The organism is Aliidiomarina iranensis (genome assembly GCF_003987135.1).
Taxonomy (GTDB): Bacteria; Pseudomonadota; Gammaproteobacteria; order Enterobacterales; family Alteromonadaceae; genus Aliidiomarina; species Aliidiomarina iranensis.
This window is the reverse complement of record NZ_PIPJ01000016.1, coordinates 1-12,744: the sequence shown is the minus strand read 5'-3', so window position 1 is coordinate 12,744 and position 12,744 is coordinate 1. Positions and strand designations below refer to the sequence as shown.

General features: G+C 43.5%; 10 protein-coding genes. All 10 read left to right on the top strand.

Features of this window, described 5'->3' with window-relative positions:
* The first annotated feature begins 475 nt into the window (after nt 1-475).
* Nucleotides 476-1,459 (top strand): DUF4365 domain-containing protein, encoded by a 984-nt coding sequence (locus CWE08_RS11880; RefSeq protein ID WP_126768494.1) that lies wholly within the window; start codon nt 476-478, stop codon nt 1,457-1,459.
* A gap of 80 nt (nt 1,460-1,539) precedes the next feature.
* Nucleotides 1,540-2,862, top strand: coding sequence for a hypothetical protein (locus tag CWE08_RS11875; protein ID WP_126768493.1), 1,323 nt, complete (start codon nt 1,540-1,542; stop codon nt 2,860-2,862).
* Nucleotides 2,863-3,407: 545 nt separating this feature from the next.
* The gene (locus CWE08_RS11865; protein ID WP_126768491.1) at nt 3,408-4,964 is read left to right on the top strand and encodes a type I restriction-modification system subunit M; all 1,557 of its coding nucleotides are present in this window, start codon (nt 3,408-3,410) and stop codon (nt 4,962-4,964) included.
* A complete protein-coding gene (locus tag CWE08_RS11860) occupies nt 4,961-6,157 on the top strand; it encodes a restriction endonuclease subunit S (RefSeq protein WP_126768490.1) in 1,197 nt (398 codons plus the stop codon). Before CWE08_RS11865 ends, CWE08_RS11860 begins: the two co-directional genes overlap by 4 nt.
* Nucleotide 6,158: 1 nt before the next feature.
* Nucleotides 6,159-6,338, top strand: coding sequence for a hypothetical protein (locus CWE08_RS11855; protein ID WP_126768488.1), 180 nt, complete (start codon nt 6,159-6,161; stop codon nt 6,336-6,338).
* Nucleotides 6,322-7,080 (top strand): virulence protein RhuM/Fic/DOC family protein, encoded by a 759-nt coding sequence (gene rhuM, locus CWE08_RS11850; RefSeq protein ID WP_126768487.1) that lies wholly within the window; start codon nt 6,322-6,324, stop codon nt 7,078-7,080. The genes CWE08_RS11855 and rhuM overlap by 17 nt, the downstream gene beginning before the upstream one ends.
* Nucleotides 7,070-8,059 (top strand): Fic family protein, encoded by a 990-nt coding sequence (locus CWE08_RS11845; protein ID WP_126768485.1) that lies wholly within the window; start codon nt 7,070-7,072, stop codon nt 8,057-8,059. The genes rhuM and CWE08_RS11845 overlap by 11 nt, the downstream gene beginning before the upstream one ends.
* Entirely contained in the window at nt 8,056-11,763 is a 3,708-nt protein-coding gene (locus CWE08_RS11840) for an HsdR family type I site-specific deoxyribonuclease (protein ID WP_241973896.1), read from the top strand. The genes CWE08_RS11845 and CWE08_RS11840 overlap by 4 nt, the downstream gene beginning before the upstream one ends.
* Nucleotides 11,764-11,814: 51 nt before the next feature.
* Nucleotides 11,815-12,291, top strand: a complete 477-nt coding sequence (locus CWE08_RS11835) for a hypothetical protein (protein WP_126768484.1) — start codon at nt 11,815-11,817, stop codon at nt 12,289-12,291.
* 126 nt (nt 12,292-12,417) lie between these two features.
* Nucleotides 12,418-12,552, top strand: coding sequence for a helix-turn-helix transcriptional regulator (locus CWE08_RS11830; RefSeq protein ID WP_198677174.1), 135 nt, complete (start codon nt 12,418-12,420; stop codon nt 12,550-12,552).
* Nucleotides 12,553-12,744 lie beyond the last annotated feature (192 nt).

Sequence of the window (12,744 nt, the reverse complement as noted above, 5' to 3'; positions counted from 1 at the left end):
GCCACAATATAACGATGAGCGGCCACATGAATCACTTGGTAATCTGACACCGTCAGAGTATCGATTGGTAAAAACGAACGAACAGACCTCTAAAAATGTGTGGCACTAACCGGGGGATGTTTACAGTTTAGCTCTTTACAATCGTATAAGTTAATTAAATAAGAAATAACGCACGCCGATGGATTGTGGCGAAGCGAACACAGTTGCTAAAGCAACTGAACATGAGCCTGCTCACGTTGTCTCCCCAGGGAAGAGCCCTCCTCAGATTCGTTTTCGTTGAAACCATTCTTGTATTCTAATTTGGCACCGAGCCAAACTTCGTATGTTAATTCTCGACCTTTTGCGGAAATAAAGCGCTAGAGCGATTGTTATTTGAGATTTTAAGAACGCTTGGTTTGTTGATTATTGTTAAGACTCGGTGGATTGGGGTATACGGGGCTCTTATTATTAAAATGTTAGGTTTTAAGGAAGTTTCGTGCCAAAAAAGCAGAGATCATTGAACCAAGTTAAAGAGGACATCTCTGTCAGAGTATTGAGAGAGAAGCTACCTCAAGAGTGGGTTGTTCACAGTTATGGAGCTGATTATGGCATTGATTGCGTGGTCGAGCTTTTTGACTTTATCGATGACGAAAGAAAGGTTGCGGAAACACTTGGTGAAAACTTCTTCGTACAATTGAAATCTTCTGACTGTATAGAATATTCATCCAGGAAAGCCTATGCACGTGGAAATGTAGCAAAGGGAGGTTTGGCTGAGAATAAAGATGACTATGTTGAAATCGAAGTTGCCAAATTCCAATTGGACATGTCCGATATATTGACTATTCAATCTATGGGGATCGCAATCCCGGTTTTATTGGTTTTGGTTGATACTAATTCCGAAAGAGCATTCTTTATTTGTATCAACGATTATATAGATAAAGTGCTTATACCCGAAGACCCTAATTATGCTTCTAAAGGGTCAAAAACGATTTATATACCCACAGCCAATGAAATACTAGATGAGGAGGATGCGCTTGTAGCGTTACGTGCTTATGGCAAGCGTTCAAAGATGTATGGTGCATTCTCTTTGTTTAATTATCAGCTAAAAGAAATTTGGCGCATACAGGGTAAAGCGGCTGCACCTCATATTGTCCCACTTGAACAAGCTGTAGACATGATAAAAGCCTTTGTTAATATAGCGTTGAGGCAGGATGTATGGTCTGGGCATGAGTTTTGGAAGCCTATGGAGTGGAGTCACGATGAGTTGCGTAATCTACGTGAAAAATTAGATCGCGGTGTAAAGCCTGAAGATCACCATCAATTTCTAACTTATTGCTCAGACTATATTTGGCACAGGTTAACTAATCTTTCGAATATGTATGAAGAGTTAGTGAGAGAGTGGTTTATGCCAACATATCTTGCAATGTTGGCTTCGTATCCACCAAGGGTGGATGGTGATAGTACTGAACAAAAAACCTAACAAGCGCATGTTGTCGGACAGGTTTTCCGCTGCGCTCCAAACCAGCCGCAAATGCGAGCGCTAGCTGCTGAAGGAATTACGTGGATATATTTAACAATCGAGAGATTGCAATAGGGTTTTGGCTGCTAGCAATTTCAGCTTATGTGCTTCTGTCTCCCAAGATGGTTGAAGTCAGAAGTTCATTTAGACACTTATTATCGGCGTTCTTTGTAAAGCAGATTATGTCAGTACTCGGCTTGATGGTCGCGTATATGATGTTTGTTGTTTACTTCCTGTTTGAAATTGATTTATGGAATACTCAGCAGATAAAAAACACCATATTTTGGTGTGTATCTGTTGGTTTTATATCCCTTTTTAAGATTGAGTCGATTAAGAAAGATAACAGTTTCTTCAAGCATTCAGTGCTAGATAATTTGAAATTATTGGCGATCCTTCAATTTGTTGTTGGTGTGTACACTTTCCCAATTTGGATTGAGATTCTATTTGTGCCTGTTTTGGTGTTTATAGGCGCCCTGACGGTTATTGCTGAAACGGACAAAAAGTACCATCAGGTCAAAACGCTACTTGAATACTGCCTATCCGTATTTGGCACTATCTTGATTGTATATACGTTATACATGTTAGCGACGAATTTTGGTGAGTTTGGTAACGAGAATACTGCTTATGACTTCTTTGTTCCACCATTGCTTACGCTATTCTATTTACCATTTGTCTTCTTTATATTGGTTTATTCAACGTACGAGCAGGTTTTTGTTCGTTTAGAATTTTCCATTAAAGACAAGCTGTTTAGAAATTTGGCGAAAGTATACGCGCTCATTTTGCTTAACTTTCGAATGAGTTTACTTGACCGTTGGTCATGCCATGTCGCCAGAATAAAGGTTGAATCACACGCTGATTTAGTAGAGTCATTTCGGCACATGTTCAAGGTAAGGAGAGCGGAATCAAGTCCTAAAGATGTGCCGATTGAGTTAGGATGGAGCCCCTACCGAGCAAAGAAATTTCTTTCATGTGAAGGGCTGAGTGCTGGGTTCTACAATAACCTATTCGAAGAAGAGTGGTTTGCTTCATCTCCAATGGAAGAATTTAGTGATGGTGTTTTCCCAGACAATATTGCCTATTATGTTGAAGGTTCTGAAAAGATTGCTAAGGTTCTGAAGCTTAAAGTTAACGTGAATGATGCTGCCAGAACTCATCAGGCATGTGAGAAACTAGAATCGATAGCGGAGGTTTTGAGCGTCTCTAGCTTAGGTCTATCGTTATCAGAAGAGATGAAAAGTGCTATTTCATGTTGTCATCCATATGCTGAGGAAATGGAGGGTAAAGAAATCGCGTTGATTCTAGAAAACTGGCCTAATCATAAGTTTAATGGGTTTGAACTTAAATTCATGATATCAAGCATTTAACAAAGCACGACTGTCGGAGAAAATTTCCGCTGCGCTCCACTTTTGTCCTAAAAACAACGGAGTAAAAGTGATCCACCCTTAGCTAATTTTATACTTCTGACGCCGACTACAAAGTAATCCACAAAAGTGCTTACTCAGCGTCAATTATCTTGGCCGGTTTGCGGTTTATCCGAAAAGCATCGGAATAAAATTGATCCACCTTAACGGCCATTTTCGTGCAAAACAACGGTATTTAACTGAGCCATTGCTGCATTTAGGCATCAACAAGTACTTCTGTGCTTGTTTCGACAGCAGGTATGATTCCTGCTGCTTTTTTGCTCATTAATCGGAAGCTCTCACTATTAACTTGCACAGTGAAAGACAGAATGCCAGGCATTGGTGGTTTTCCTCCGAAGCAACTACTACAGGCGACTTAAATATTTTTTAGAATGACTGCTGCTTATAATGGAGCGATTACACTCAAACCTCGGAACTTTGTGATATCTTTTATCAATTGAATTATAAATCTAAAAAGTGCTAATACGGATTCAAGCAGGGATATAGAAATGACAAGTACCCAACAGCGGGCGGCGCTTCAGCGCCAAATTTGGCAGATTGCCAACGATGTTCGTGGCTCAGTGGACGGCTGGGATTTTAAGCAGTATGTACTTGGTACATTGTTTTATCGGTTTATCAGCGAGAATTTTGCGAGCTACATTGAAGCGGGTGATGAGAGCATTAATTATGCGTCTCTCGATGACTCAGTGATTACTGCTGAAATTAAAGACGATGCCATTAAAACCAAAGGCTACTTTATTTACCCTAGCCAGCTGTTCTCTAACGTCGCGAAAACGGCGAATACCAACGAGAGTTTGAATACAGACTTGGCACGTATTTTCGGTGAAATTGAGAACTCCGCGAATGGCTATGCCTCAGAGCAAGACATCAAAGGATTGTTTGCGGATTTCGACACCACCAGCAATCGCTTGGGCAACACGGTCAAAGATAAAAATCTGCGCTTAGCAGCCGTGTTAAAGGGCGTCGCAGGGTTAGATTTTGGTGATTTCGAAGACAACCAAATCGATTTATTCGGCGATGCTTACGAATTCCTAATTTCAAACTACGCGGCCAATGCCGGTAAATCAGGTGGCGAGTTCTTCACGCCGCAACATGTATCGAAGCTCATTGCGTTACTGGCTATACATGGGCAAACCAGCATCAATAAAATCTATGACCCGGCAGCGGGTTCGGGTTCTTTGCTGATGCAGGCGAGAAAGCACATCGACGTGCACTGTATTGAAGACGGTTACTTCGGGCAGGAGATTAACCACACCACTTACAACCTTGCCCGTATGAATATGTTCCTGCACAACATTAACTACGACAAGTTCAATATTCAACTGGGCAACACGCTTACCGAGCCGCATTTCAAAGACGAAAAACCCTTTGATGCCATTGTGTCCAACCCGCCGTATTCGGTGAAATGGATTGGCAGTGACGATCCCACCTTAATCAACGATGAGCGTTTCGCACCTGCGGGCGTGTTGGCCCCAAAATCAAAGGCTGATTTCGCCTTTGTACTGCACACTCTGAACTATCTATCGAGCAAAGGCCGAGCTGCTATTGTTTGCTTTCCGGGTATCTTCTATCGTGGCGGTGCTGAACAAACAATCCGTAAATACCTCGTGGACAACAACTACGTTGAAACCGTGATTTCATTAGCGCCCAACTTGTTCTTTGGTACCACGATCGCCGTGAATATTTTGGTGCTCTCCAAGCACAAACCAGACACCACCACGCAGTTCATTGACGCCAGCGGTTTGTACAAGAAGGAAACCAACAACCATTTGCTCACCGACGATCACATTGATCAGATCATGAAGGTGTTCGATAGCAAAGAGCATGTTGAGCATTTCGCGAAATCAGTATCCTTCGAGCAAGTCGCCGAGAACGACTATAACCTTTCGGTTAGCAGCTACGTTGAAGCCAAAGACAATCGCGAAGTTATCGACATTACTGAGCTCAACGCCGAGCTGAAAACCACCGTTGCCAAGATTGACCAGCTGCGGTCGGATATTGATGCGATTGTGGCGGAGATTGAGGGTGCAGGTGATTCGAAATGAACAGCATTAGCTACATTGAAAAACTCCTTGATAAAGACCAAGTTGAGTTAATTCAAATTGGTAAAATCGCCGAATTAAAACGAGGAACCTCGATAACCAAAAAGAATGTTACCCCGGGTGATATTCCTGTTATCGCTGGTGGTCGAACTCCCGCTTATTATCATGGTGAGAGCAACCGAGAAGGCCAAACGATCGTAATCGCAGGCTCTGGAGCATATGCAGGGTTCGTTAGTTGGTGGGAACAACCGATATTTGTATCTGATGCATTTACGGTGAAACCGCACGATTGTTTGATCCCCAAATACTGTTTTTATTGGCTGCAAAGCATGCAGCAACAAATACATGAATTGAAGAGCGGCGGAGGTGTGCCCCATGTTTACCCTAGAAACGTGGCACCATTGGAAATCCCAATCCCATGCCCTGAAAACCCAGAAAAGTCGCTGCAAATCCAAACGGAAATCGTCCGAATTTTGGACGCATTTACCTCCCTTACCGCCGAGCTTACCGCCGAGCTTACCGCCGAGCTTACCGCACGCAAAAAACAATACAACTACTACCGCGATAAATTGCTCAGCTTTGAAGGCGGCGAGGTTGAGTGGAAGCCTTTGGGGGATGTGGCGCAGTACTCAAAGGACCGCGTTAATTCAGCAGATCTGAATGAAAATAGTTATGTTGGTGTTGAGAGTCTTCTAAAAAATAGAATGGGGAAAGTTAATTCAACTAGGTTACCTGAATCAGGTAACCTCACAGCATATCAAAACGGAGATATTTTAATTGGCAATATCCGCCCGTACCTAAAGAAAATTTGGCAAGCAGATATTGCTGGCGGAACTAATGGCGATGTTCTGGTGGTTCGCACATCGAGCGGAAACCTCAACCCGCGCTATCTATACCAAATTCTAGCCAGTGATAAATTCTTTGAGTACAACATGCAACATGCAAAAGGGGCAAAAATGCCCCGTGGGAATAAAGCCAAGATTATGGAATACCCAATCCCTATCCCATTCCCTACCGATGTCCAACGGTCATTACAGGAGCAAGCCCGTATCGTAGCTATACTTGACAAGTTCGACTCACTAACCAACTCCATAACTGAGGGCCTCCCTCGCGAAATTGAGTTACGCCAAAAGCAGTACGAGTATTACCGTGATTTGTTGTTGAGTTTCCCCAAGCCAGATGAGCAGGTGGCTTGATATGTCGATGGCGGTCGGAAATATCAATCTTTTGAGTGTTGCTTTCCGAGCAACTGAGCCCCTTGCTCGCAAAGAAAGTGCGCGGCCAACCGCAACTGATAAGGATTTCTTAGCAGTTCAAATTGTTAGTCAATTTAATTACGTTCAAGGAAAAGGAATTTCCGATGACAAACAATATTGAGATTTACCAAACTGATGATGGTCAAGTTCAGCTACAGCTTCGATTGGAGCAGGAGAGTCTGTGGTTAACTCAAGTACAGATGGCTGAGTTATTTGAAACATCCAGTGACAACATCAGTTTGCACTTAAAGAATATATATCAAGAGCAAGAACTACAGGAGCTGGCAACTACCGAGGATTTCTCGGTAGTTCGACAAGAAGGTAAACGCCAAGTACAGCGGCAGATTAAACATTACAATCTCGATGCCATTATTTCAGTCGGTTATCGCGTGAGCTCCACACGCGCAACCCAATTCCGTATCTGGGCTACAAACACGCTCAAACAATACCTAATCGAAGGCTACACGCTTAACCAACTCCGATTGCAAGAGCGTGGTGTTGAGTTTGAGCAAGCGATTGCTTTGCTATCTCGCACACTGGCGCACCAACAACTGGTGAGTGATGAGGGCGAGGCTGTACTTGCTGTCATTAATGACTATGCTCACCTGCTTTATTTTGTGATTAAGAACCACCCGCTTGCCGATGGCAATAAACGCACCGGCTCATTTTTGTTTTTATGGTATTTACGAGTAAATCAGCACCTATTGGCAAAGCCTGTTGAGCAACTGATAAACGACAATACACTGGTGGCTTTAGCGCATCTTGTCGCCGAGAGTTTACCCGACCAGAAAGAGCTGATGATTCATTTGGTTGAGCATTTTATTTTAATGAAAGCAGAGATCGGAGGAACCAATGCCATATAAGCCGCCTTTCAACATTACCACCGACATTGTGAACCTCGTTGCTGAAATTAGCCAACAAGTCGGCAGATTGGATGCCAGTGAATTGAATGCTTCACCTCAATTACGCAAGCAAAATCGCATTAAGACCATTGCCGGCACTTTAGCTATTGAAGGTAATACTCTAACAGAAAGCCAAGTCACCGCCATTGTTGAAGGGAAGCACGTAATGGGCAGTGTTCGCGAACTAGCCGAGGTGAAAGGCGCTATTGCCGCGTACGATGCCTTACCCAAATTACAGCCTAGTAGCATCAAGGACTTACTCACTGCCCATGGTTTGATGATGTCGGATATTTTGGTGAATGCCGGTGAGTTCCGGAACAAGGCGGTAGGTATTCACAAAGGCAATGTGGTGCATCATGTTGCACCACCTGCGCATCAGGTGTCGGGATTGATGGCTGATTTAACAGATTGGCTCAAACATGCAAATGACCACCCCTTAATCACTAGCAGTGTATTTCATTATGAATTCGAGTTCATCCATCCATTTAGCGATGGTAATGGTCGTATGGGGCGATTGTGGCAAACCTTGATTTTATCCAAATGGAACCCTGTATTCCTCTCATTGCCTTTAGAAAGCCTGATCAAAGACAATCAGCAAAACTATTATCAAGCACTTGAACAAGCGGATACCCTCGGGGACAGTACTCCTTTTGTGCATTTCATGCTGTCAGTCATTTCACAAACGCTCGCACAAAACGCCCCTGCAAACGCCCCTGCAAATGTCCCTGTAAATGTTCTGACGCAAATTGAAGGACTGAAAACACCCGAGGCTATTTTGTTACTTCTTGAAGCTAACCCTGCGCTTACTCGAGCGCAATTGGCCGATACTCTTGGTAAAGATATACGCACGATTGGCCGTGCATTAGCAAAACTACAACAAGCCGGCAAAGTTAAACGAATTGGTTCTGATAAAACGGGCCATTGGGAGGTTCACCTATGAATACCTACAAACCTATAGCTGAATCAAAAAACTTTATTGTTTTAGATAAGTACACCAAGCACGATGAAGTTTCAGAAGGATTCCAGAGTGAAGATGAGCTGGAGCGTGAACTGATTCAAGATTTGGTGAATCAGGGCTATGAATATGTACCTGGTTTAACCAACCCGGAAGCTATGTTGGCGAACGTACGAGTTCGGCTTCAGGAGCTCAATAAGGTTAGTTTTTCTAATGGCGAGTGGTTGCGCTTTGTTGAAACCTACCTCGATAAGCCGAGCGACAACATTACTGACAAGACTCGCAAAATTCACGACGACTATATTTTTGATTTCGTTTTCGACGATGGCCGCATTCAAAACATTTACCTGGTGGATAAAAAGAACATTGCACGCAATAAAGTGCAGGTGATTAAGCAGTTTGAGCAAACGGGCTCCCATGCTAACCGCTATGACGTGACCATACTGATAAATGGCCTGCCGTTGGTGCAGGTGGAGCTTAAAAAGCGCGGTGTCGCCATTCGTGAAGCCTTTAATCAAGTGCACAGATACAGCAAAGAGAGTTTCAACGCTGAAAGCTCGTTGTTTAAGTATTTGCAGTTGTTTGTAATTTCCAACGGCACTGATACCCGCTATTTTGCGAATACCGTAAAGCGGAATAAAAACACCTTCGATTTCACCATGAATTGGGCGAAGTCGGACAATGGCTTGATAAAAGATTTAAAAGACTTCACCGCCACCTTCTTTCAAAAAGACACTTTGCTGAAAGTGCTTTTGCAATTCTCGGTGTTTGATACCAGCGATACACTGCTTGTGATGCGCCCCTATCAAATTGCGGCTACCGAGCGTATTTTGTGGAAAATCAAAAGCTCATTTCAGGCGAAAGCATGGAGCTCTAGCGATGCCGGTGGATATATTTGGCATACCACAGGCTCGGGGAAAACACTGACCAGTTTTAAAGCCGCACGCTTAGCAACTGAACTCGATTTCATCGACAAGGTGTTCTTCGTGGTGGATCGTAAAGATCTCGATTATCAAACCATGAAGGAATACCAGCGCTTTTCTCCCGAAAGTGTGAACGGATCGGACAGCACTGCAGGGCTAAAGCGTAACTTGAGCATGGATGACAACAAGATAATCGTGACGACCATTCAGAAGCTCAATAACTTGATGAAAAACGAACGTGACCTGCCGGTTTATGGGCAGCATGTGGTGTTTATTTTCGATGAGTGCCACCGCAGCCAATTTGGTGAAGCACAGAAGAACCTGCAAAAGAAGTTTAAGCGTTATTACCAGTTTGGCTTTACCGGTACGCCCATATTGCCAGAGAACGCGCCTGGCGCAGAAACGACAGCCACAGTATTTGGCACCGAGTTACATTCCTATGTGATTACCGACGCAATTCGTGATGAGAAAGTCCTGAAATTCAAGGTGGACTATAACGATGTGCGCCCGCAATTCCGTGACATTGAAACCGAGCAAGACGAGAAGAAGTTAAGCGCCGCTGAAAACAAACAAGCCTTGCTTCACCCTGAGCGTATTCGCGAAATTACCCAGTATATTTTGAAGCACTATCGTCAGAAAACGCATCGTATGCTGGCCGGCGGGAAGGGCTTCAACGCCATGTTTGCCGTGAGCAGTGTCGATGCCGCGAAGGCGTATTACCAAGCCTTTAAGGAACTGCAGGAAGGCAGCGACCGACCGCTTCGTGTTGCGACTATTTTTTCTTTTGCGGCGAACGAAGAGCAAGACGCCATTGGGGATATTGCCGATGAAAGCTTCGAGGTTTCCGCGATGAATAGTAGCGGAAAAGAGTTCTTGAGTTCAGCTATTGAAGACTACAACGGTATGTTCAAGTCCAATTTCGGTGTCGATGGTGACGGCTTTCAGCGCTACTACCGAGATTTAGCGCTCCGGGTGCAAAAGCAAGAAATTGATTTACTCATTGTGGTCGGCATGTTCCTCACAGGTTTTGATGCTCCCACGCTGAATACCTTGTTTGTGGACAAAAACCTGCGTTACCACGGCCTCATTCAAGCCTACTCACGCACCAATCGTATTTACGACGCCACTAAAACCTTCGGTAATATCGTAACTTTCCGAAATTTGGAAAAAGCGACTATCGATGCCATTACCTTGTTCGGTGATAAGAACACCAAGAATGTGGTACTCGAGAAGAGCTACAAAGAATACATGGAAGGCTTTACCGATTTAGTCACTGGCCAAGCGCGGCGGGGCTTCATGGAAGTGGTGTCGGAATTAGAGCAGCGCTTCCCAAACCCTGATGAAATTGAGCTAGAGAAAGATAAGAAGGAATTTGCTAAGGTATTCGGTGAATACCTGCGTGTCGAAAACATTTTGCAGAACTACGATGAGTTCGCGAGCTTAAAAGCACTGCAAAAAATAGATACCAGCAACGCCGAGGCGCTTGAAGCATTTAAGGTTGAGCAGCATTTAAGTGACGATGACATCGCCACCTTGCAAACCATTCGCGTGCCACCCGAGCGCATAGTGCAAGATTATCGCTCCACTTACAATGACATTCGAGACTGGCTCCGCCGTGAACGAAGTGCCGAAAAGCAGGCACAAACAACAATAGATTGGGACGACGTGGAGTTCGAAATCGACTTGTTGAAATCGCAGGAAATTAACCTGGATTACATTCTTGAGCTGATATTCGAACAAAATAAGAAGAACAAAAGCAAAGGCGACTTAATTGACGAGGTTCGCCGTTTGCTCCGTGCCAGCCTTGGCAACCGAGCGAAAGAAAGTCTTGTAGTTGATTTTATTAACCAAGCTAACTTAGACGCCATACCCGACAAATCGGATATTATCGATGACTTCTATAAGTTTGCTCAAGCAGAGCGCGATCGTGAGGTCGAAAGCTTAATTCGCTCCGAGAATCTTAACGAGGACGAAGCCAAGCGTTACATTGCCGCTTCACTGCGCCGCGAATACGCCAGTGAAAATGGCACCGAACTCAACGCCACATTGCCGAAACTAAGCCCGCTGAATCCAGAATACAGAACCAAAAAGCAGTCCGTATTCCAAAAGATCTCGGCATTTGTGGAGAAGTTTAAGGGGGTTGGTGGTGTGGATTTAAGTAATTTTTCTAAGACTTCACTCCCGTCACCATTAATCTTTGGTAAGGCTAGATTATATCGTGCCGAGCAATTCATCGCATTTGAAGGTGCAGTTGAATTAGGAAGTATCACTTTAAAAACAGAATTACCTTATGAAAGCAATCCAGCATCGCTACTTTTAACAGGCTATTATTCGGAATTACAAGCTGTGGGTATTGTTTCCTCAGACGTCTTAGATGCAACCCTAATTGCGTTGCTTGAGCTGGAGCGAGTAACAAAGGAGCTGGAACTTCCATTGTTTAGTGAGAGTGAAAGCGGCATAGTATGGGCTCTCAAGGAAGCAAAAAGTGGCAGTATTTACAATGAATTTATAGCTTTTTCGGTGCAAATACTCGGAGATGAAAGCTACAGGCCGTATATAGAGAACGGCATTTATGATTTGGGTAAAATGGCTATTGGTGCCACGCTAATTTCTTTACCAAAAGTTGCGTTTCAAAAGTTAAAGGAAAAGAGAGCGGCGGCTAAAGAAGATCAGGCCGTAAATAAATCGATTAATTCCTCTCCAAACGTCGTTGATTTTAGGGAACACCAAAAGCAAAGAGCGGAGTCGAAAAGCGATCAACACTAAACCTTCAGAAGCATTTCGATAGTGTTTTTTTTCATTGCGGAAAACAGCAGGGTGATGCCACAAAAGGTTTTTTGTGGCGAGGATAAATACAAGGCGATTAAATTGAACTTCGAGCAACAACTTTCGCTAAATGGTCTAAATTTTAAAGTTAAACATGAGCACAGCATAATGAAAATGTTCTATTTGAAAGCGGGGCAAATTTTAGGTCCGATATTCAGTATCTTCATCGTATTAGTTTACGTAGACTTTGTGAATGTGTCAGCTAGAAGCGATCATGAGGTTATCGGCTATGGTATGCTTTTGCCTATATTTGTGATTCAAATTACTCCTCTCATTCTGGGGTTTTTGCTAACCACTGGTATTTCTAGCTTCATGTTGTATCGTGAAAAAAATAGTAGAGAGAAGTTTTTACCTACGAGAGCGTGGATGGCTGTTTATAAAATTAACTCAGTAATGACTATTCTTTGGCTAGTGATATTTGGAGTCCCATTTTTATTATTTTTGATAACGTTTTTAACCCTTGAATAGCCAGCAGTAAAATATTGATTTTATTGGATTGTCGTAGGGATTTCGTTTGAGTTTCGTGTCTGTGTCGTTTTGCATCGCTCAGAAAACCGTAACACTTGGCTCACCTCAAACATTAAGGAACGAGTCATGATTGTAAGAAAGTTACGATTGAAAAGAGGATGGTCTCAGAGTCAGCTCGCTGAAATGGCTGGTGTAACCACCCGAACGATTCAGCGGAGAGGAAACTGGGGCGCAAGCTTTAGCGAGTTATTTAGCAAGTAATTAAGCAAGTAATTAAAGATGAGAACGTGGTAAAGCCTCTCCGGTTTTGCAGCCACTAAGATTAGGCTACACCACCTCAGTAAAAAACCGCTCTCTTGGTATAAGAGAGCGGTTTTTAATACGCTTTTCAGCGTTCATATTGCTAAAACACGTTGTGAAACGGTTTAGAACACGTAAATAAACCCGATACCT